The organism is Bradyrhizobium sp. Kon37 (genome assembly GCF_055807535.1).
On record NZ_JBVVOY010000023.1, the window covers coordinates 1 to 19308 of the forward strand.

At 59.6% G+C, this 19308-nt stretch carries 22 protein-coding genes, 1 tRNA gene and 1 pseudogene; 12 read left to right on the forward strand and 12 right to left on the reverse strand.

What is annotated here, in order from left to right; all coding sequences use genetic code 11:
• The first annotated feature begins 531 nt into the window (after window positions 1-531).
• Entirely contained in the window at window positions 532-690 is a 159-nt protein-coding gene (locus AC0L3J_RS30060; RefSeq protein WP_473349433.1) for a hypothetical protein, read from the forward strand.
• A gap of 31 nt (window positions 691-721) precedes the next feature.
• A complete protein-coding gene (locus tag AC0L3J_RS30065; RefSeq protein ID WP_473349434.1) occupies window positions 722-1156 on the forward strand; it encodes a nuclear transport factor 2 family protein in 435 nt (144 codons plus the stop codon).
• Between the two features lie 192 nt (window positions 1157-1348).
• Here the strand turns inward: AC0L3J_RS30065 and AC0L3J_RS30070 are convergent, their stop codons facing one another.
• Complete coding sequence (locus tag AC0L3J_RS30070; RefSeq protein WP_473349435.1) at window positions 1349-1771, reverse strand: hypothetical protein; 423 nt, start codon at window positions 1769-1771, stop codon at window positions 1349-1351.
• A gap of 1025 nt (window positions 1772-2796) precedes the next feature.
• Here AC0L3J_RS30070 and AC0L3J_RS30075 point away from each other — a divergent pair.
• From AC0L3J_RS30075 to AC0L3J_RS30085, 3 genes are read left to right on the forward strand one after another with little or no spacing between them, the layout of a single operon-like run.
• Window positions 2797-2934 carry a hypothetical protein gene (locus tag AC0L3J_RS30075; protein ID WP_473349436.1) on the forward strand — a complete coding sequence of 46 codons (138 nt, stop codon included), beginning with the start codon at window positions 2797-2799 and terminating at the stop codon, window positions 2932-2934.
• Between the two features lie 9 nt (window positions 2935-2943).
• On the forward strand, window positions 2944-3591 hold the full coding sequence (locus AC0L3J_RS30080) for a hypothetical protein (RefSeq protein WP_473349437.1): 648 nt from the start codon (window positions 2944-2946) through the stop codon (window positions 3589-3591).
• On the forward strand, window positions 3578-4636 hold the full coding sequence (locus AC0L3J_RS30085; protein ID WP_473349438.1) for an ImmA/IrrE family metallo-endopeptidase: 1059 nt from the start codon (window positions 3578-3580) through the stop codon (window positions 4634-4636). The genes AC0L3J_RS30080 and AC0L3J_RS30085 overlap by 14 nt, the downstream gene beginning before the upstream one ends.
• A gap of 152 nt (window positions 4637-4788) precedes the next feature.
• On the opposite strand, the gene AC0L3J_RS30090 is transcribed toward AC0L3J_RS30085, so the two are convergent.
• The 3 genes from AC0L3J_RS30090 to AC0L3J_RS30100 form a co-directional block, all read right to left on the reverse strand.
• Complete coding sequence (locus AC0L3J_RS30090; RefSeq protein WP_473349439.1) at window positions 4789-5061, reverse strand: hypothetical protein; 273 nt, start codon at window positions 5059-5061, stop codon at window positions 4789-4791.
• A gap of 312 nt (window positions 5062-5373) precedes the next feature.
• The gene (locus AC0L3J_RS30095) at window positions 5374-5559 is read right to left on the reverse strand and encodes a hypothetical protein (protein ID WP_247402246.1); all 186 of its coding nucleotides are present in this window, start codon (window positions 5557-5559) and stop codon (window positions 5374-5376) included.
• 362 nt (window positions 5560-5921) lie between these two features.
• Window positions 5922-6125 (reverse strand): cold-shock protein, encoded by a 204-nt coding sequence (locus AC0L3J_RS30100; RefSeq protein ID WP_247293967.1) that lies wholly within the window; start codon window positions 6123-6125, stop codon window positions 5922-5924.
• Window positions 6126-6440: 315 nt separating this feature from the next.
• Between AC0L3J_RS30100 and AC0L3J_RS30105 the strand changes: the two genes are divergently transcribed.
• On the forward strand, window positions 6441-6722 hold the full coding sequence (locus AC0L3J_RS30105) for a hypothetical protein (RefSeq protein ID WP_247402243.1): 282 nt from the start codon (window positions 6441-6443) through the stop codon (window positions 6720-6722).
• Window positions 6723-7135: 413 nt separating this feature from the next.
• Here AC0L3J_RS30105 and AC0L3J_RS30110 read toward each other — a convergent pair whose 3' ends face one another.
• From AC0L3J_RS30110 to AC0L3J_RS30130, 5 genes and pseudogenes are all read right to left on the reverse strand, one after another.
• Window positions 7136-7621, reverse strand: a complete 486-nt coding sequence (locus AC0L3J_RS30110; RefSeq protein WP_473349440.1) for a hypothetical protein — start codon at window positions 7619-7621, stop codon at window positions 7136-7138.
• Window positions 7622-7739: 118 nt separating this feature from the next.
• Complete coding sequence (locus AC0L3J_RS30115; RefSeq protein WP_473349441.1) at window positions 7740-8036, reverse strand: hypothetical protein; 297 nt, start codon at window positions 8034-8036, stop codon at window positions 7740-7742.
• A 58-nt stretch (window positions 8037-8094) separates the two neighbouring features.
• Window positions 8095-8271: pseudogene (locus AC0L3J_RS30120) on the reverse strand (DUF3606 domain-containing protein).
• Window positions 8272-8456: 185 nt separating this feature from the next.
• On the reverse strand, window positions 8457-8918 hold the full coding sequence (locus AC0L3J_RS30125; protein WP_473349442.1) for an ATP dependent DNA ligase: 462 nt from the start codon (window positions 8916-8918) through the stop codon (window positions 8457-8459).
• 522 nt (window positions 8919-9440) lie between these two features.
• Window positions 9441-10040, reverse strand: a complete 600-nt coding sequence (locus AC0L3J_RS30130; protein WP_473349443.1) for a hypothetical protein — start codon at window positions 10038-10040, stop codon at window positions 9441-9443.
• Between the two features lie 171 nt (window positions 10041-10211).
• Here AC0L3J_RS30130 and AC0L3J_RS30135 point away from each other — a divergent pair, with 171 nt between their 5' ends.
• The gene (locus AC0L3J_RS30135) at window positions 10212-10922 is read left to right on the forward strand and encodes a hypothetical protein (protein WP_473349444.1); all 711 of its coding nucleotides are present in this window, start codon (window positions 10212-10214) and stop codon (window positions 10920-10922) included.
• 47 nt (window positions 10923-10969) lie between these two features.
• Here AC0L3J_RS30135 and AC0L3J_RS30140 read toward each other — a convergent pair whose 3' ends face one another.
• Both AC0L3J_RS30140 and AC0L3J_RS30145 read right to left on the reverse strand, forming a co-directional pair.
• The gene (locus tag AC0L3J_RS30140; RefSeq protein ID WP_473349445.1) at window positions 10970-12007 is read right to left on the reverse strand and encodes a hypothetical protein; all 1038 of its coding nucleotides are present in this window, start codon (window positions 12005-12007) and stop codon (window positions 10970-10972) included.
• Window positions 12008-12297: 290 nt separating this feature from the next.
• Window positions 12298-12374, reverse strand: a tRNA-Met gene (locus tag AC0L3J_RS30145).
• Window positions 12375-12688: 314 nt separating this feature from the next.
• Between AC0L3J_RS30145 and AC0L3J_RS30150 the strand changes: the two genes are divergently transcribed.
• Together AC0L3J_RS30150 and AC0L3J_RS30155 are read left to right on the forward strand one after the other, a co-directional pair.
• Window positions 12689-14146: a coniferyl aldehyde dehydrogenase gene (locus AC0L3J_RS30150; RefSeq protein WP_473349446.1), complete on the forward strand. Its 1458-nt coding sequence runs from the start codon at window positions 12689-12691 to the stop codon at window positions 14144-14146.
• Between the two features lie 118 nt (window positions 14147-14264).
• The gene (locus tag AC0L3J_RS30155) at window positions 14265-15857 is read left to right on the forward strand and encodes a GMC family oxidoreductase (protein ID WP_473349447.1); all 1593 of its coding nucleotides are present in this window, start codon (window positions 14265-14267) and stop codon (window positions 15855-15857) included.
• 158 nt (window positions 15858-16015) lie between these two features.
• On the opposite strand, the gene AC0L3J_RS30160 is transcribed toward AC0L3J_RS30155, so the two are convergent.
• A complete protein-coding gene (locus AC0L3J_RS30160) occupies window positions 16016-16777 on the reverse strand; it encodes an SDR family oxidoreductase (RefSeq protein WP_473349448.1) in 762 nt (253 codons plus the stop codon).
• A 115-nt stretch (window positions 16778-16892) separates the two neighbouring features.
• On the opposite strand from AC0L3J_RS30160, the gene AC0L3J_RS30165 reads away from it, so the two are divergent.
• The 3 genes from AC0L3J_RS30165 (at window position 16893) to AC0L3J_RS30175 (ending at window position 19303) form a co-directional block, all read left to right on the forward strand.
• Window positions 16893-17405, forward strand: coding sequence for a CvpA family protein (locus AC0L3J_RS30165; RefSeq protein ID WP_473349449.1), 513 nt, complete (start codon window positions 16893-16895; stop codon window positions 17403-17405).
• Window positions 17406-17534: 129 nt separating this feature from the next.
• The gene (locus AC0L3J_RS30170) at window positions 17535-18317 is read left to right on the forward strand and encodes an SDR family oxidoreductase (protein WP_027570121.1); all 783 of its coding nucleotides are present in this window, start codon (window positions 17535-17537) and stop codon (window positions 18315-18317) included.
• On the forward strand, window positions 18314-19303 hold the full coding sequence (locus AC0L3J_RS30175; protein ID WP_473349450.1) for an NADPH:quinone reductase: 990 nt from the start codon (window positions 18314-18316) through the stop codon (window positions 19301-19303). Before AC0L3J_RS30170 ends, AC0L3J_RS30175 begins: the two co-directional genes overlap by 4 nt.
• Window positions 19304-19308 lie beyond the last annotated feature (5 nt).

The following is a 19308-nucleotide window of genomic DNA, read 5'->3' on the forward strand; positions in this document are numbered from 1 at the left end:
ATCCGCACAAGAAATGTTCTTCGCCGAAGCGACCAAGATCGGCGAGCTTTACAGGACCTTTGCGCAGGAAGCCTTCAAGCCGATCACTTCAAGCTTCCTGCCCAAGTGACCGCATAGAGCGTCTCTACCAGCCTCGCCGATCTGTCTTGAACGTGGCTATTTCCAAAAAGCACAATGCCGCCTAGCCGAATATCTTTGGGGGCGGCATTGTGTCAAAGCCGGCCCTCAGGCCTTGCTTGGCTCTGTGTCCTGGTTGGAACAGCAGCCTCGATGCGCGAAGGCCGTCAGCTCGAAACCATATGACAGGTCCCACGAAGCGATCCTGAAACAGACCGGCCCTACGCTTGATCAGGTCGATAGGGGACCTCACGTCATGTGGACGATCATCAACGCACTCTATGAACAGTACTGCCAGGCTCGCCTGGACGAGATGCTGCGGATGGATGCTGTAGAATAGGCGCTGAACTCCGGCGCCGTGATGGGCTGAAGCGCGAGTTTGGCTCATTCGCCATAGAACAATTGGAGGGTAACATGGCGGCATTGGCTACCCGTATTTTTTCCAAGACGTCGGTCGGAGCGATTGCTGACCTCGAGACGTTCTTTTCGGTATCGCTATTCTGTTTTGCCGGCTTGCTCATGTCGGTGAGCATTATTGTTGCCGACAAGTACATGCCGGGCGAGTGGTTCTGACCCCCGCATCGTCCTGATGAAGGCGAACCCGATGATGCGTACGGTCGTAGTTGCCGCATTCTTATTCATGTCGGCTTGCTATGTTGCTGCCGCTCAGCAGGCTAGCGACGATCAATATGCCGACCTGCAGAAGAATTTTTCCGAGGCATACAATCGCAAAGACGTCGATGCCATGGCTGCAGCGTTCACTGACGACGCCATTAGGGTGACGCCGAGCGGTATGTTCGTAGGCCGAGAAGCAATTCGCCGTAATCTGCAGGATGTCGTCAACTTGGACCTGCACGACTACTCGGTAGAGCGCAACGTGTCGCGGTCTTTCGGCAACTTCGTGTTCAATGCTGGCGAGTGGCAGGCCAAGCTCGGCAACCAACCGCTACACGGCTACTATACCGCAATCGTGATCCGAGATGGTAGCGTGGCGAAGATCATGGAAGAGACGGTGACCGTGGCTGCTCCTGGCCAGTGATGAAGCTTTATTGAGAGGCGACGTTGGGCATCCTGCGTTGGTTGCCATTGTTCTTGTTGCTGAGCTTGATTTACAAAGGCGGGCGATTTCTGTCATTCCGGACGTCAGCTAGCAACGTCCTCGCGCGGATGCGGGCAGCGCCCTCTGAGACCAGTCGCCGTCGCGCCGCACGCGGCATGCCGTTTGTGACTTTTAAGCAGCCTGGCTTCGACCGCCGTCGATGATCGTGAACAGCGCGCGCCGATCAATTGGTGAGCTACTCGGCTGATCACGCTTTTCAGCGGACCCTACAGGTGGCGCACACTTTTCCAGCAAGATATCCGACGTTGCCGCTTCTGCTTCGACATTAGCGACGGGAGCTCTCACGTTCTGTTCCATCAGTTCGAGTGCGGCTGCGCCCTTTGCCGTCAACCGCCAGGCGAACGAATATCTTTGCACAAAGCCTAACGAGAAGACGTCTAATGTCGGGAGCGTAGCACCCAGCCGCTTGCTGTAGCTTGCCCAATCAGCGCCGCTCGTTGCCAAAAATGCGAGGTCGCGTTTGATATCCGTGAGCGTAGCCAGCCCATTGGGGTAGCTAGCAAGTACCTTCAAAAGGGATACCTGGAAATTCACGACCACCGCCGACCCGCTTTATGCCGACCATTTTGTCAGGGGTGCTTGGCAAAATGCAATAAATTTGAATGCGCACGTCCTACAAGACAGCTCACTGAGCTCCGTTGGGCTCGCCACCAGCGATGCTGGATGGGTAACCTCGGCATGATTGTGCGGTGCATCCTGGAATGGGAAGACGATTAGCGCCCGGTATCGGCCGCCCCTCTTAGCGAACGATCGTTGTTTGTGGATGAGCAATAGCAAGTCCGGCGAGTCCGACTATGGTTCTCACCAGGGGCGGGTAGTGTCTGAGTTTGAATTTCCGCAGCCCAATTTGTCCAAGGCCGCCGCGAGGCGCGCCGAGCGCAGCGCTCGTTCGCTGTCAGCCAAGGTCCGGTAGCTCTGTCGCATCGTTCAAAGATGGTGCCGCGTGAAGGCGTCATCAACCTTTTGCTGCGCCTTCCGGTACCGCTCTTGCCTGTTTAGTCATTCTGGGGGCATAGCTAAAAGGGACCGAATCGGGACTAGTTGAAACTATGTCCTAGTGACATTCGTTAGGGTATCGACTATATAAAAAGCTGTTTCAGCCGGACGGAAACCTTCCGATCTCGGATTTCTAGAAGCCTCAGGGGTTGCAGCTCCTGAGGCTTCACTAGTTTTTGGGAAGCGTCAGCCATCTGATCGGCAGATGCTGTTACGCCCGTCACCTTACTTCTTCAGCATGCCGACCATCTCGATCGAGATGTGGAGCACCATCAGACAGATAATGACTGTTTCAGCCAGAGTCAGGGTAAACCCTCCTTTCTACCTACTGGGGTTGGATTTCGTTTCCGGTTGCAGCCATCCACGACCCCGTTGGTCGGCCTCAATACTGGCACGCCGTCGCGCTTCGTATTGACTCCCTCTAGACATAACCAACGTGCAGGCACGCGACCGTCTCACATATTGTGGAGTCGGTGCAACCAAAGTAGGCACCTGCTAAGCCCAAGAGGACCAAAGGGCCAAAAGGGCCAAAAGGGCCCGCCGATGCTATCTGCAGCGCCATCATGATCGCCAAGATCGCCACTGGCGAGATTGAGGATATCCCACCGAGGACGGCAAGAACGCCGCCGCCGTGGCGCATGGGCGGCAAGGCGCGGGCAAATGAGCGCTTGATGTTTGTCCCATTTTTCTGCATCATTTGATGAGGAAATATGGGACAGGCGCAGATGGAGATAGTTCCGTTTCTCAACGAATGGGAACTGAATTTTGACGGCCTGATTGAAGCTGCCCGCTACGGGGACCGCGAACGGGCGCTTTGCACCGCAAATGATCCCAGGGGCTTCGAACTCATACTTATGAATGCGAAGGTGGCGCGCGGCTTGCGTGAAATCTTTTGCGGGCCCCGATGGAAGCCGGACGACACCGACAACCAGCCGGGTATCAGCAATCCCTTTCTCAAAGCTCGCGTAATTCCCTGTAATTTCGACGAGTACGCGGGTAACCCGTTAGTCAACCCGACGAACCGCGCTGAAAAAGGGTCTGCATCAAACAAGAAAGTTCGTTGCAACGGCACGCCCTGGATTCCCGGTCTTATCGACCCGACAGAAACCGATGACGGCCAAGGCGGGTACACCACATTTGTGCTCGGCACCTATTTTGATTTGCATATTGGACTTCGTGCGGAACTAGCTCGCCCGAAGGTTTTTTCCTCGGGCCAATACAAGCGCTTTGAAACGCGCGTGATGCTTCTGGATGGCTCGGAAGATGCTTCGTTTCCCGTTGGAGCGAAAATCGATCGCGGCGGACCAACCGAAATCATCGACATCGCTATCAAGCGGAATAGGAATGTTCAATCCTGAGCGTGTTGAGTTGGTCCGCCTTCGGCTTGGACTGACGAAAATAGGATTCGCGGAACAGCTTGGCGTTGATCGGAAAGCTCTGCAACGCTTTGAAAGCGGAGAATCCGATCTTCCTGAGGCCTGCCGTGAGCGCTTGCTAGAGATTTCTGGCTATCCGGAAACTTTCTTTGAGAAGGGCTCGCCGGAATACCCGAGCCCGGCTGGCGTGAGTTTTAGGTCTTTGCGCTCCCTGACAGCCGGGGCTCGCAACGCGGCGATGGCGGCCGGAGCTTTGGCTTTTGAATTCGATGACTGGGTTGCAAGCCAGTACGAATTGCCGACTCATGCGCTCGTACCGGCGCGGCACGAACAGCCTGCGCAAGCCGCCATGTATTTGCGTACGCAATGGGGGATCGGAACGCGCCCAATCGGAAATATGCTCAATCTCTTGGAATCGCGTGGTTTGCGAGTCTTTTCGCTGGTTGAGGAAACGCGTCATCTTGACGCCTACTCTCTCTGGAGAAACGACAAGCCCTACATATTCCTGAACACGCTTAAGACTGCGGAGCGCAGCCGCTTCGACGCGGCTCATGAGTTAGGCCATCTAATTCTGCACAGGCACACAGGTTCTTCGCATCCAAGGGCTGAGATCGAAGCCGATGAATTTGCGTCGGCATTTCTGATGCCGGCTGAAGATGTGATCGCAGAAATTCGTGTCGTTCGATCTTTGGAGGACGTTCTCAGCAAAAAGCAGCGTTGGGGCGTCTCAGCAGCGGCCCTCGCATATACCCTTCATAAAATGGGAAAAATTTCTGACTGGCACTATCGCGGATATTGCATCGGGCTAGGCAAATTGGGGCGCGATGTTGAACCGCGTCCGATGCCAAAGGAGACGTCGCAGGTTTGGAGCAAGATTCTAACGGACTTGTGGCGCCAAGGCATTTCGCTATCCCGTTTGGCCGATACGCTCTGCATTCCTGAGCGAGAGCTAAACAGCCTTCTTTTCGGGATTGCGAGTGCTACTGCCGAACCCGGCGCTCGTAGGCCCCTAAAACTAATAAGCTGAAGTTTATGCTTGACGCGGGCCTTGTCGTCCCTGGAAAACCAATGACTGCGTCCCATCTCCGTGATCACGGCCACCAGGCGCGCCGTCACGTCCGAACTAAGCGTATGGTCAAGCATAGACATAAGCCGATCCCTTCAAAGAGATCGTGAAACTCACCTATCCCATCGGCCGCGCAGCAGCGAACGTTGATGATCGATATATTCCCGCACGACCTGCCGAACCTCCGCCATTCCGACCGACCGGTCCTCGCGCTGGGCCCTTGTCTCGACTCGCGCGCCAGCGCTCTCCAGTATTGACCGGCGCAGCTCGTAGACGGCCATTGCGGCTTCGTCTGAAAGCGCCCGCGCCTGCTCTCGCGCGGCACGGGCCTCGTCGACAAGCCGTCGACGATTAGCATCAGCGTCTTCCGTTTTCTGCTGTGTCATTTTGAGCCCGAATCAATCGACGCCCCATCATGCAGCCGACGTCGATAGCGCGTCGCTAACTTAAATTATTGCGCGCGCTCGAACACAGGTCAAAAGCTGCCTTGGCAGCTCGCATTGCGCGCTTCAGCTTGCCTCCCCAAACCAGACGTCGCGGCACGCTGAGCTAAGGTCAGCTAGGGGCAAGCGGAAGCGGCCGCGCTCATTCGATCACCTCGTCGGCACGAGAAATCAGCGTTGGTGGCAGTCTGAGGTCGAGCGCCTTGGCGGTTTTCAGGTTGATGACCAGCGCGATTTTCGTCGGTTGCTTTGGGGTCATTTGGATTTATCCGCAGCATCATATGCGGCTTCCCAGTCCTTTGATTTGGTCGAAATCCAGTGCTTGGCCTCTTCTTCGGTCGCGAAATCGCCAACATGGGAATCCGGGCCGCGCCCCGTGAAAATCCGCACGGTCCAGCGGCCGCCTTTGGTTTTGGGATAGAATTTAGATTTATCAGGCATCCTCAGAGTATGCGCCGCACCGGCCTGAAGTTCCAGCCCGGACCCACTACCCATCCGGGCACGCTTTGTGCTGACACAGTGCTATCGAGTTTTACATTTCCCGCCGGGGCTGGCTATCCGCCGCTTGCGCTTCATTCAAGCCGGCGGCGTTTTTTGCTTCTGGCGGCTGAAAGCGGCCGACGTTCGTTTGCGATTCTACGGCTCGGCGCGGGACGGCACGTCAGCGATCTGGACTTCGCTGGCGCGCCAGAAGCGATTATCCGGCGGCTCTCGAAAGCGCCGGTAACGACGCCGCGCTCATCGGGGCCCACTTGCCTTGAAGCCAATAGGCCCGCCAGCGTGAACCGGCGGGCATGTTATCGCTAGCCAACCCTCAAGTTTTCGGCCGACGTTTTGCCGCGGTTGCTCATTTCCTCGTAGCTCACCTTCGCACCCTCGTTGAGAGTGCTCAGTCCCGCTTTTTCGACAGCGGAAATGTGCACGAAAACATCCTTGCCGCCGTTGTCTGGCTGAATAAACCCAAAGCCTTTGGTCGAGTTGAACCACTTCACAGTACCTGTCGCCACGTCCGTCTCCTCGCTTGAGCAATAGCACCAGCCTAGACCGAGCACCCACGCTGGGCAACCATCGGTGGGAGTGTACTGAACCGCCTCCACAAGCGGACCTCAGCGACCTCGGCCATCACGTCACTTAGTCATTGGCCGTTCGAACTGGTTGCAAGGACTTAGATGCAAAGCTAGCCACGACCGGTCGTTGCTTGCGGGTCGATGCCGGTTACACTACCTACACACCTCGCGAAATGCGGCCGTGAGCAAATGTGAAGCCAAGCAAAACGCTCGTGGCGCGGCCGCTTGTCCGATACTGATGAAAAGTGAGTGCCTATGACTGTTTTCTCGGGGTCGGTGTTCGCGATGGACGTTGACGGCAAAGCTACATTCGCGTTCGAGGCGAAGAATTTCCGGGAAGCCTTCGAGTTGTGCAAAGAGGACTGGGTTCGTGATGACTTGACCACAATTACATCGAACGGCCTCCCTCTTTGCTCCTCGACCGCCAAGTTGACAGTTCGCAGAGCTGACGAAGCCGAGATTGTCATCTATCGAAACGCAGCTGACAAAACTCAGACAGAAGACTTGGTGCTAGCATATCTCGTCGATTTAGATTGAGCGTGGCGACCTTCCCCCGCGGGCCATACATCGCCAGGCCCGCCCGGCTGATCCGGTTTGGGCCAGCAGGGAAATGACGCAGTTTTCTGGTGCCCATGATCGGGGCGGAGCGGCGCTTGTCGTTGCACCGACCACGCCTCGCTGATCAGAGCACCCGCCGCGTCCTAGGCGAGCAAAGCTGAGTAGATGGTTCCATTTCGGGAACGCCAAAATGAGATTGCCTAATGGAAATATTGGAGCGAGGATAATGAGACCGGGGCTGGCAATCCCTTTTCATTTCGTAATTTTTGAAGAGACCCGGGGGGCCGCTGATGAAAGTCAGTGGCCCCGGTCCTTTTTAGGAACGCCAGATCGCGACTTAGGTTTTCTGTTCAGTCACCGCGTCCAGACAGCGCGAGGACCCTCCCGAGGCCTCAGCCCTTCCCCTGGGGCTGGGGCTTTTGTTGACTGCTAACCGAATAGATTAAGGTCCAACGCGAAAGCGCCAGCCCAAGCCGCGTCGCTTCATCCTCCCCGAGGTCCTTCCCCCAGCGCGCTTTCGCGCCCGCTTGCATATCGGGTTTTTTGGCGTTGCCTTTGCCGATGGCGTGCAGCTTCAGTTTGCGGAAATGGACCGCCGACCAACGGAGCCCCGCCAGCTCGCAGGCGAGTACGGCAGCTCCGAGCATTGGGAAGAGCGCTTCGACACTGGAGAACTGTTCAGAGAATGGCTCTTCGATGGAGACGCCGAGGCAGTCCGGTCCAGCGAAGCGCTGGACGGCCCCGTGAACGCCAACCGTGCGACTTCCGATGTTGCCTTCAAACCGAAGTGCCTGGGCATCGAGACCTCCATCAAGAGACACCCTGCTAACGCCGAGTGTCGTTCCCAAGTCCAAGCCGAGCACGTAATTGCGGCTCAATCAAAGCGCTTTGGTTGATTTACCCACAACGTACAGAGGACGCTTGCGCGAGGCCTTGCGGACCATCGCTTTAACTTCACCCAGGAGTTTCGCTGGCACACGAACAGGAACGGTATGCTCACCCTACATCAGCGGGCGGCCAACCCGGCGCCGCTTCGTGGCATGAATTGTCTGCATGGAGGAATCCTGGGCCGAATTCGGCGGCCCGTCGATGACGCTTCTTTCCGATCGGATCGGAAATAATCTGGCTTGCGTCAGGCTCTTCGATTCCCGCGTCAATATCCGGCGAGCTGTTGCAGGCGCACGGATCACCGGCACCACACTGACAGCCAAGCTCTTCGCTCCAGGCCCGGTCCGGATGGTTCTCGCAGACAAAGCCGATGCCGAAGCAGATGGGACAGTTGGGATTGGTCATGGCATGAAAAAGCGCGCGGGCCTTGCTCCAAAGATCGCAAGCATACCGCGCGCCTCGGCTACGCCGCCAATTCTTTGCGAACGGCGGCGGCCGAATTGCCTACCTTGTCGACAGCCTTCTGCAGCTCGTCTCAGGAGACACCAAGCGCCTTCGTCCAGTATTTGACCTCGAAGTCCTCATGCATGTTGATTTTACTACGGTCGCGCTGATCCCGTTTGGCGAGATTGTCGCTCATCTTGCTCCTCCACCGCCTGTACAAGCCGTTCATCGTCGAGAACGGCCAGCAGGTCATTGATCGTGCTCTGGCAGTCCCGCGGGCCGGGCTCGACATAGCGAGCCAGGATGGTTTGGGCTTCTTTTACCGCTTGGGTTACGCGATCCGGCATCCCGGTACTCCACTCACTCGTGGAGAAAACGCCATCAGGAACGCCGCGTTCCTTTGCTGAGTCTCTTGAAAGAGCTGGCCCGCAGCAGGCCTTCAGAGGTGATGTCCCGGTATTCGATGTCGGCGTAGAACTTTGGCTCGACCCATGTCGCCTTCGGCTTCTTGATCGGCTTGGTGAGCTTCTGCTTCGGGCTGACGACGGTATCGAGAGCTTTGCGGATTTCCGCCGATTTCGTACGGCTCCAGCCCGTCCCGACCTTGCCCATATAGCGCAGCTCTTGGCCCTCCTGCTTGCCGAGGTAGAGCGCGGCAAGGCCGGACGGGTCTTTGACGAAACCAACAACGGGGAATTTTTCGCGCTGCACCGTCTTGATCTTCTGCCAGGCCTCAACCCGCTCCGACCGGTACGGCGCATCAACCCGCTTGGAGACGATGCCCTCGTAGCTCAGCTTGCTCGCCGCCTCGAATAGCGCCTGGCCGAATTCGGTTAGAGGCAAACCGAATTCGGTCCCTGCAAGGCGAATTCGCCTACGCTCGATGCCTGCTGTGAACGACGCGTTGGATGCGGGGGCCTGATGGAGCACCGGGCGCGGCGATTCGGGTGCGATCACACCTAGGATACTCACCGCGTGCTGACCATCATGCGCGCCGACGAGGATCAGCCGGCAAAAAAACGGCCTCACGAGCAGGCTCTCAACTTATCAATAGCTCGCACGTTAACCCGCGGACTTTGCTTTCGTGTCGCAATAGCGAAGGGTCCCAAACATCCCGTTCGCGGCTGCGCCTGCTCCGCTCCAAGTTGGCTTGATTATCACTGTGCCCCCCTTAGCGGCGCAGGATTCAGCGTAGCGTTCGCCCTCGGCAATTTTAGAGTTCCGGAAGCTCCAGAAGCCCCATCCGGCAAGCCCGATGGCTACAAGCGTAACGAGTTCTTTCATGACTTGCTCCTTGATGTGCTAGCTGGCGGTCACTTCAGGCCGCCAGCTCTAAGTTGGGACGGAAGTGAATGCGAGAATTCCTTAGGAAGGGTCCAAGCGAGCCGACTGAAGAAAGCAAAAGCCGCTTTCGCCGGGAAGAAACGCGTAAAAACGTCGCGACCCGCCAGGAATGATTGCCGCGTAGCCAGTTCCCTCGCGGCGACCACTCCGATAGACCGTCACTTCCACCGCGTTATAGTAGCGAAGATTTTGATTGTGAGCCTCCCAAAGGACTTGACCGTCGCCCAGGGTCGTGTGGGTCAACTGCACAAAGTTGGACCCATCGTCGCCTTGCACTGACGAGTCCCAATCTGATTCTTCATCGATGAATTCAAGATCACCCAACGCGCGAATGTCCCGATATTCTGCACGTTCCAAGTGAAAGTAGCGCGTCGCAATCTGCCGACCTGCAGCATACGACTCGATCTTCACCATCTTGCGGCCGCCGCATTCGTTGAGAAGGCCAATGACGCCCACGCGGCCATCATTGGTGAACTTGCAGCATCCGTTAGCGACTTTCGAGAAGAGTCCTTGCCTCGGCATCTCTGCGTCGGCAGGGAAGTGGCGAAAGTTCGCCTGATCGTTCGCGAGTTGGATGTAAGGACGTTGTAACAAGGCGACGTCAGCGCTCATTTTTGTCATCGTAACCTCCACGATCCGACATCGAGGACGTGTCGGGTCAGGAGAAAGCTATAGAAGATCGTCTGCTTTCCTAGAGGCGCGATAACCTGCGGTTGCAGCGCTTTTCAGGTTATTGCAGTATGTTTGGATACCTAACATTCGAAGGGCTTTTTGCCCTACGCGAGGTGTCCGATGGATTTTCCCTCTAAGTTTCCTAAGTGGATCGACCTTGGAAAAATGAAGGCTGATCAAGTGTTTGAATTGATTGCAGTCGCCAACACCCATTTTGGACAACCGAAGATTCTTGAGCAGTTGACCCAGAAGGCTACCAATACACTGATGTTTCTCAAAGAGAACCATTCTACAGTGACTCCGACAGGCGTCCTTGAGACAGGTGATAAGCGGGGGCCTTGGTGGAAACGCGACGTTGATCCGAGGAGGCGTGATTTTGCTGCCCTTGATTTGCGAGCTGTTAGTATGAGGCAACTAGCTCTGACCTGGGGGCTAGCGCACTACCTCGGGCAACTAAACGCGACAAAATGCATTCCGCGCATGAATGATTCAGACTACAACTACGTCGATGACGTGACCGATTTGGCCTGCGTCCGCATCCATGAAAGGTTGATGGGGTACAGGTTGGAAGGTGGCGGGCATCCGTATCCGCACCAGGACAGGCTGAAGCAAGCCTTTCTGCTGAAAGTTACCTGCAAACCCAAGGCTCTCTATCCTCGGTACGTTACAATGGCCTTGTTAGGATTGTGGACCATCACCCGCACGGGCTCTAAAGGACCAATTCATCTTGAAATTGGACCTACCGCAGAGACTTTCCATATGGGTGCCTATGTACCAGCGGTCGAGTTTCTAAAAGACGATCCCGTATTAAAACCACCCGCGACGGCTTAGCAAATTGCTCACGGCTGCCCGCAGTGCGGCGTGTTGCTAGCGGACAATTACTCGCCCGGCAAAAATTCCGCAGCCTGCTTGAGCCACTTCCGGACTGTGTCCACGTCTAAAGAAATGCCGTGTTTGGTTAAATCGTCAGCTATTTCCTGTGGAACGCTGCTACGTCCTAATTTCGGATCGTAATTGTATGTATCTCGCGCCATGCCAATGACCATCTTGAGCAAGGTTTCGCGTTCTTTAGTGCTTAGTGACTTACCGGCATCGGCTGGCGCTCCAACAGAAGCGTCAGGTATGCCGGCCGACGCCACACGTTCTTGAAGGGCCGCGATCATGCGATTTTTTTCTTCCACCATCTCGATCGCTTGAGCTCGCGTAGCTTCCAGAGTCTCATTGGCTAGATCGCATAACCGTCTCCAATCTGAAATCTGGAGGTCGTGCGCCTTGCTTGCGCGCTCCAAGCTGGCCATCGCTTGTTCGTACAAGCCTCTCCAGTCCGCGACCTGCACGCCGCGTCTTTTCACGGCTTCGACCAGCCGCGCAGGCAAATCGATATCGGATCGTTTTGCCCACGCAAGGAAGATTCCTGGCAGGACCGGGTCAAAAAGCTGCTGCCAGGTTTTGGCCCTGGACGCGAGGTCGCGCCGACGCGCGTACTGGATCACAAATGGCGATCCTACAGCGGTCAGGGTACGGAGATTTTCCCACCTGACCAACTCGGGGGCCTTTCCGAACGAAAGCGCAATTGCCTCGTCTAGCGTCCAGTGCGCAGCCTTGGACCAGTGGTCGAAATCGGCGTTTGCGTGGGGCTGGTTGAAGAACCGCCCGCGCTCTTCCTGTTCCGCTTTCACCCGCAATTCCTCCAACTGCTGGCCCTTCTCCTCGTTCCATCGCGCAAGAAGGGCGTTAGGCGTAAGGGAGACTAGCTCTTGGGTGAACGTCTCGACTGCGGTTCGTAACTCGCGTGTGGCGGGCGGGAGCCCACTGCCCCGGCTGATAGACGGCGGAATCTTGAGGCTAAACGAGAGCGGAAAACGCCGCCCTACTAGATAATCGATGCACTCTTTCGCAGTGGGTTCTTTCGCCATGGCTGATCGAACGTAAGCTCATAAACCGAGTCGAAACGGCGCACCTTCGTCTTATTCTCAGATAAATTCGCGGCGCTGAAGTGGGGAACACGGTGGGGAGAACATTTCCGATCAGACATTAAACCTAGCATTATCAGTAAGTTACGTCTCAGACATGGCGGAGAGAGTGGGATTCGAACGGGCGGTACGGCATGAGGGCGCCGTGGCGACTCGGTGGCGATTCTAGGCAAACAAAAAGCCGCTCGAAAGAGCGGCTTTCTGGTTTTCTGCTGCTGTTACAGCATCATATTTGGTTGCGGGGATAGGATTTGAACCTATGACCTTCAGGTTATGAGCCTGACGAGCTACCGGGCTGCTCCACCCCGCGTTAACCGTTGCTTTGCCTTCGTGAAAGTGCCGGGGACGGTGAATGAAGGGCCGGCGCTGTTCGCGTGGCTTGCTTCGTCCGTCCCGAAGGCTTCCTTGGAAGGCAACCCCGGGCAAAGCCCGTTGGGTGCGGGCGGTATGTACCAACCCGGGGTGGCTTTGGAAAGGGCTGCGGGGACGTTTTTTTCGACTTTATGACAGCGCGGTGGACGAATTTGCGGCCTGTTTGGCCCGCCCTTGCCAGAAGTTCCACAAGGGGCCAGCTTGCGGCAACAAAACCAGGCGGAAACGCCACTTAAAAGGGGGGAGAACGCCATGGACCACGCCTTGGACGGCCCCTCCGATCGCCCCCCGACGAGCGCCCCGCTTCGGGCTCTCGAAGACGCCTGCCATGCCATGGTCGCGCGGTCGCGGGCCGAGCCGGCGCCTGGCCTTGCCGAGCGGCTCGACCGGCTGGCGCGGCTGCGCGCCGTCGTCGCCGACAACGAGGTGCGCTTCCGGCAGGCGATCTCGGCGGATTTCGGCCACCGCTGCGTGGTCGAGACCAATATCGCCGAGACCATGATGGTGTTCTCCGAGATCCGTCATGCCACGAAACACCTCAAGAGCTGGATGGCGCCGCAGCGCGTTTCGACGGCGCTGCAATTCCTGCCCGCGCGCAACCGGCTGCTGCCGCAGCCGCTCGGCGTCGTCGGCATCATCGCGCCGTGGAATTATCCGCTGCAGCTGACGCTCGCGCCCGCCATCGGCGCACTCGCCGCCGGCAACCGCGTCATCATCAAGCCGAGCGAGCACGTCGCCCATTTCGCAAGCCTGCTGAAGGAGACGGTCGCCGCGCGGTTCGACGCTGCGGAAGTGCTCGTCACTGGCATTGAGGACGAGGTCGCAAAAGCCTTCTCATCGCTGCCGTTCGATCATCTGGTGTTCACCGGCTCGACCCGGGTGGGGCGGCTGGTGGCGGAGGCCGCGGGGCGCAATCTGACGCCGGTCACGCTCGAGCTCGGCGGCAAGTCGCCTGTTATCATCGACGCCTCGGCCGACCTCGAAGAGGCCGCCGAGCGCATCGCCTACGGCAAGCTGCTCAATGCCGGGCAGACCTGCATCGCGCCGGATTATGTGCTGGTGCCCGAGCGCGCGCTGCAGGCCTTTGCCGAAAAAGTCCGCGCGCAGATGCGGCGCATGTTCGGCACCGACCCCGCCAACAAGGACTACACCTCCGTGATCTCCGACCGGCATTATGCCCGGCTGGAAAATCTCGTCGCGGATGCGGCACGTCGCGGCGCAAAGATCCTGCAGCCGGCGAAGGCGGACGATCCGAACTGGAAGGCGCACCGCAAATTCCCGCCGACGCTGATCATGGGCGCGACCGAGGCGATGACGGTGATGCAGGAGGAGATTTTCGGACCGGTGCTGCCGGTGCTCGGCTATCGCGAACCGGCCGACGCCATCGCCTTCGTCAACGCCCGCGACCGGCCGCTGGCGCTGTACTGGTTCGGCAAGGACCGCGTTGCGCGCGACGAGGTGCTGGCGCGCACCATCTCCGGCGGCGTCACCATCAACGACTGCCTGTTCCACTTCGCGCAAATCAACCAGCCGATGGGCGGCGTCGGCGCGTCCGGCACCGGCGCCTATCACGGCGAATGGGGCTTTCGCACGTTCAGCAAGCTGAAGCCGGTGTTCTATCGCTCGAAGTTCAACCGCCTCGCCGACCTCTACCCGCCCTATGGCGGCAAGATCGCGCGGCTGGAGAAGATGATGCGGTTCATGTCGTAGGTTTCAACACCCGTCATTGCGAGCGCAGCGAAGCAATCCAGAATCCCTCCGCGGTGACAGTCTGGATTGCTTCGCTGCGCTCGCAATGACGAGAAGAAGAATGCAGGGGGAAACATCAGTGACTGACACATTCGATTTCGTCGTCGTGGGCGCGGGCTCCGGCGGCTGCGCGGTGGCGGGGCGGCTGTCGGAGGATGCGGGGACATCCGTGGCGCTGCTCGATGCCGGCGGTCGGAACGACAATTGGCGCATCACCACGCCGTTCGGGCTCGCCTTGCCATACAAGGCCGCGAACTGGGGCTTCGATACCGTGCCGCAGAAGGGATTGAACGGCCGTATCGGCTATCAACCGCGCGGTAAGGGGCTCGGCGGGTCCTCGGCGATCAATGCCATGGTCTACATCCGCGGCAACAAATGGGACTACGACCACTGGGCCTCGCTCGGCAATGCCGGCTGGTCGTACGCGGACGTGCTGCCCTATTTCAAGCGCTCGGAGAACAACGCCGATTTCGACGGCGCGTATCATGGCAAGGGCGGCCCGCTGCATGTCAACAGGCTGCGCTCGGACAATCCAATCCATGAAATCTTCCATCAGGCCGCGCGCGAGGCGCAGTTCCGCATCCGCGAGGACTTCAACGAAGACGACCACGAAGGGCTCGGCAGCTACCAGGTGACGCAGCACAATGGCGAGCGCTGGAGCGCGGCGCGCGCCTATCTGCATCCCCACATGGACAAGCGCGACAATCTGCGTGTCGAGACGCAGGCGCATGCCACGCGCATCCTGTTCGAAGGCGGGCGCGCGGTCGGCATCGAATATCTCCAGGGCAGGCAGACAAAGCAGCTGCGCGCGCGGCGCGAGGTGATCCTCGCCTCCGGCGCCTTCCAGTCACCGCAGCTATTGATGCTTTCGGGCATCGGCGACGGCGAGGCGCTTGCCGCGCACGGTATCGGCGTCGTGCGTCATTTGCCGGGCGTCGGACGCAATCTGCAGGATCATCCGGATTTCGTGTTCGTCTACGCCTCCGACTATCCGCACTTCGTCCACTCGTCGCTCGGTCGGCTGCCAGCCCTGCTCCGCGCCATCCAGCGATATCGCCGGGACCGGCGCGGACTGATGACCACCAATTTCGCCGAGTGTGGCGGCTTCCTGAAGACCCGAGCCGATCTCGATGTGCCCGACATCCAGCTGCACTTCATCATCGCGATGCTCGACGATCACGGCCGCAAGAAGCACAAGGAGGCGGGCTTCTCGTGCCACGTCTGCCTGTTGCGGCCGAAGAGCCGTGGCAGCGTCTGGCTGAAAAGCGCCGATCCGCTGGCAGCGCCGATGATCGATCCGAATTTCTTGGGCGAGGCTGAGGATCTCGAGACGATGGTCGCGGGCTTCAAGACCACGCGGCGGCTGATGGAGACGCCCGCGATGCGCGCGTTGCAGAAGAAGGACATGTTCACGTCCGATGTGAGAACGGATGACGATATCCGCGCCATCCTGCGCGCGCGTGTCGACACCGTCTATCACCCCGTCGGCACCTGCAAGATGGGCGCCGACGCGATGGCCGTGGTCGATCCGGCGCTGAAGGTGCACGGCGTCGAAGGTCTGCGCGTCGTCGACGCTTCGATCATGCCGACACTGATCGGCGGCAACACCAACGCGCCGACCATCATGATCGGGGAGAAGGCGGCGGATATGATCAGGGGCGAGATGCGGTGACTCTACCTCGTCGTCCCGGCGAAGGCCGGGACCCATAACCACCGAGTTTGGTTTGGCGAAGATAGGTGGTGACCAGCTCGCGCTAATAACTCACACTCGGCGTATGGGTCCCGGCCCCCGTGCGCAATTGCGCACTAGGCCGGGACGACAGCAGCTTCTCAATTCAGCAAGAACCCGCCGTCCACCGTCACCACACTGCCCGTCATGTACCGCGAGGCGTTCGAGGCCAGCAGCAGGATCGCGCCGTCGAGATCGGACTCGGCGCCGATGCGGCGCTGGGGAATGCGCTTGGTCAGGCGCTCGCCCGGCGGCGTCGACCAGAACGCGTGGTTCATCTCGGTGTCGATGTAGCCGGGCGCCAGCGCGTTGACGCGGATGTTCTGCCCCGCAAGCTCCAGCGCCATCGCCTTGGTCGCCTGGATGATGCCGGCCTTGGAGATCGCGTAGGGCGACAACGCCTTCAGCACGCCGGTGCCGAGCACGGAGGCGATGTTGACGATGTTGCCTTCCTGCTTGCGCGCGATCATGCGGCGCGCGATCTCGGTCGCGAGGAAATAGGCGCCCTTGAGATTGGCGCCGATCACCGCGTCCCAATCGGCCTCGGTCTGCTCGGTCGCGAGCTTTTCGATCGCGATGCCGGCATTGTTGATCAGCACCGTGACCGGGCCGAGCGCGGCTTCCGTGGCATCGACGGCCCTGGCGATCGATGCGGTGTCGGTGACGTCGAGCGCGACGGCGGCGGCACGGCCGCCTTTGCCGCGGATCTCGTCTTCCAGGCTCTTCAGCTTGTCGGTCTGCCGCGCCGCGAGCGCGACGGCCGCGCCATGTGCCGCCAGCACCCGGGCAAATTGCCGCCCCAGCCCCTGGCTCGCGCCTGTGACGAGGATGGTTTCCTGACTGACATCGAATAGGCCTGACATGACGCTTTCCTTGACGCTTTATTGGGCTTTGGGGCCATCAATACAGACGATTTTAACGATCTGAAACCGGAATGATCGGTTCTGCGTTCACTCGTTCCATGGCAGGCTCCCGCGCATGAACAGTTTCGATCTCGCCGTCTATGCGGCGTTCGCCATCGCGATCGGCTTCGGTTTCAGGACCGGCCTGCTCGGCAGCGCCATGACGATCCTGGCCTATCTCCTCGCCGCCCCCATCGCCGTCGCGCTGATGCCGCTGATCGTCCCGCAAATCGCGGGCAATCCGAATGCGCCGCTGCTGCAGAACTGGATCTGGTTCTTCGGCATCTTCGTGGTGGTCGGCATGCTGTTTGGACATCTCGGCCGGCTGGCGCTGAGCGACACGATACGGCAGGCCGGCATCGGCGACCGGCTCGGGGGCGCAGCGCTCGGCGCCATCAGGGTCGGCCTCGTCGCCACCACCTTGGTGCTGGTGTTCGACCAGATCGTGCCGGCCAACCGCCAGCCGCCGTTTCTCGCCGGCTCGCATCTGCGGCCGCTGTTCTCGACGGTCGGCCAGATGGGCTTCAAGTCGCTGCCGCCGGAGGCGGCCTCCGCGATCGACCGCCTCAAGCAGGAGCGGCGCATCTGATGAGGCGCATTTGCATCGCCGGGCAAGCGCGCATGCATTTTGATGCGAGCCAATCCCTTATCAGCGGCGCCAAGGTTGGCTAGAATAGCAGCTTCTTAAAAACCTACCTGACATTACGGGAGTGAAACAGTGGATCTTGGGATCAAAGGTCGCCGCGCCATCGTCTGCGCATCCAGCAAAGGCCTTGGACGCGCCTGCGCCATCTCGCTGGCCGAGGCCGGCGTACACGTCACGCTGACCGCGCGCGGCGCCGAAGCCCTGAAGAAGACGGCCGACGACATCCGCAAGGCCTATCCTGATGTGACCGTTACCGAGATCGTCGGCGACATCACGACGCCGGCGGGCCGCGAGGCGGTGTTGAAGGCCTGCCCCGAGCCGGATATCCTGATCAACAATGCCGGCGGACCGCCGCCCGGCGATTTCCGCAACTGGACCCGCGACGACTGGATCAAGGCGATCGACGCCAACATGCTGACCCCGATCGAGCTGATCAAGTCGACCGTGGACGGCATGATGGCGCGCAAGTTCGGCCGCATCGTCAACATCACCTCGGCCGCGGTGAAGGCGCCGATCGACATCCTCGGTCTCTCCAACGGCGCGCGCGCCGGCCTCACCGGCTTCATCGCCGGCCTGTCGCGCAAGACCGTGATCAACAACGTCACCATCAACGGCCTGCTGCCGGGCCCGTTCGAGACCGACCGCCTGCGCAGCACCGCGAAGGGCGAATCCGAGAAGCGCGGCATCACGCCGGACCAGGTTCTGGCCGAGCGCGCCAAGCTCAATCCCGCAGGCCGCTTCGGCGATCCCGACGAGTTCGGCTACGCCTGCGCCTTCCTGTGCGGCAGCAGGGCCGGCTTCATCACCGGGCAGAACCTTCTGCTCGACGGTGGTGCCTTCCCGGGAACGCTGTGAGGGCGGTCTGGTACGAGGAGACAGGACCGGCGGCGGACGTCCTCACCTATGGTGAGCTGGCGACGCCGGTCGCAGGTCCAGGCGAAGTTCGCATTCGCCTGGAAGCCTCCGGCGTCAATCCGGCCGATGTCGGCCGGCGCGGGGGCAACTATCGCGAGAAGGAATTTTCGCGCGTCATTCCGAACAGCGATGGCGCGGGGTTTATCGACCAGACCGGCGATGGCGCGACGCGGTTCAAGATCGGCGACAGGGTTTGGCTATTCAACGGCCAGCGCAACGGCCGCGCCTTCGGCACCGCGGCCGAACATATCGCGCTTGCCGAGCATCTGGTGACGCCGCTGCCGGACAACCTCTCTTTTGCGGAAGGCGCGACGCTGGGCATTCCCGCTATGACCGCGTGGTGCTCGCTATTTGCGGACGGGCCGATCGTCGGCAAGTCGGTGCTGGTCACCGGCGGCGCGGGTGCAGTCGGGCATTACGCCGTGCAACTCGCGAAATGGGGCGGCGCGCAGGTAATCGCGACCGTCAGCTCGGCGATGAAAGGCGAGCAGGCGCGACAGGCCGGTGCCGATCTCGTGGTCAATTACAGGGACGAAGATGTCGTTGCCAAGGCGATGGCCTTCACCGACGGACGCGGGGTCGACCACTTGGTCGATGTCGATTTCGGCGGCAACATTGCGACGACGCTGAAGTTGATGGCCATGAATTCGACAATCGCGGTCTACGCCACCAACGGCAACCGCACGCCGACCGTGCCGATGCGCGAGCTGATGGAGAAGTGCATCACGCTCCGCTCGCTCGTCTTGTTCGCGCTACCGCCGGCGCTGCTTGCGGCGGCGCAGGCCGACATCTCGAAATGGCTGGCAGCGGGGCGGCGAATCCACAATGTCGCGGCGCAGTTTGCGCTGTCGGAGACGGCGCAAGCCCATGTCGCCGTCGAGAAAGGCGACAAGCTCGGCACCGTGGTCGTTGACTGCGTGCGCTGATATCG

What these genes read in the sequence shown, in the direction of transcription:
- AC0L3J_RS30080 (WP_473349437.1), top strand. Translation starts at nt 2,944, where the DNA reads ATGGGACAGGCGCAGATGGAGATAGTTCCGTTTCTCAACGAATGGGAA.
- AC0L3J_RS30090 (WP_473349439.1), bottom strand. Translation starts at nt 5,061, where the DNA reads ATGACACAGCAGAAAACGGAAGACGCTGATGCTAATCGTCGACGGCTT.
- AC0L3J_RS30150 (WP_473349446.1), top strand. Translation starts at nt 12,689, where the DNA reads ATGGACCACGCCTTGGACGGCCCCTCCGATCGCCCCCCGACGAGCGCC.
- AC0L3J_RS30085 (WP_473349438.1), top strand. Translation starts at nt 3,578, where the DNA reads ATGTTCAATCCTGAGCGTGTTGAGTTGGTCCGCCTTCGGCTTGGACTG.
- AC0L3J_RS30130 (WP_473349443.1), bottom strand. Translation starts at nt 10,040, where the DNA reads ATGACAAAAATGAGCGCTGACGTCGCCTTGTTACAACGTCCTTACATC.
- AC0L3J_RS30115 (WP_473349441.1), bottom strand. Translation starts at nt 8,036, where the DNA reads ATGACCAATCCCAACTGTCCCATCTGCTTCGGCATCGGCTTTGTCTGC.
- AC0L3J_RS30140 (WP_473349445.1), bottom strand. Translation starts at nt 12,007, where the DNA reads ATGGCGAAAGAACCCACTGCGAAAGAGTGCATCGATTATCTAGTAGGG.
- AC0L3J_RS30105 (WP_247402243.1), top strand. Translation starts at nt 6,441, where the DNA reads ATGACTGTTTTCTCGGGGTCGGTGTTCGCGATGGACGTTGACGGCAAA.
- AC0L3J_RS30065 (WP_473349434.1), top strand. Translation starts at nt 722, where the DNA reads ATGATGCGTACGGTCGTAGTTGCCGCATTCTTATTCATGTCGGCTTGC.
- AC0L3J_RS30060 (WP_473349433.1), top strand. Translation starts at nt 532, where the DNA reads ATGGCGGCATTGGCTACCCGTATTTTTTCCAAGACGTCGGTCGGAGCG.
- AC0L3J_RS30075 (WP_473349436.1), top strand. Translation starts at nt 2,797, where the DNA reads ATGATCGCCAAGATCGCCACTGGCGAGATTGAGGATATCCCACCGAGG.
- AC0L3J_RS30135 (WP_473349444.1), top strand. Translation starts at nt 10,212, where the DNA reads ATGGATTTTCCCTCTAAGTTTCCTAAGTGGATCGACCTTGGAAAAATG.
- AC0L3J_RS30160 (WP_473349448.1), bottom strand. Translation starts at nt 16,777, where the DNA reads ATGTCAGGCCTATTCGATGTCAGTCAGGAAACCATCCTCGTCACAGGC.
- AC0L3J_RS30165 (WP_473349449.1), top strand. Translation starts at nt 16,893, where the DNA reads ATGAACAGTTTCGATCTCGCCGTCTATGCGGCGTTCGCCATCGCGATC.
- AC0L3J_RS30095 (WP_247402246.1), bottom strand. Translation starts at nt 5,559, where the DNA reads ATGCCTGATAAATCTAAATTCTATCCCAAAACCAAAGGCGGCCGCTGG.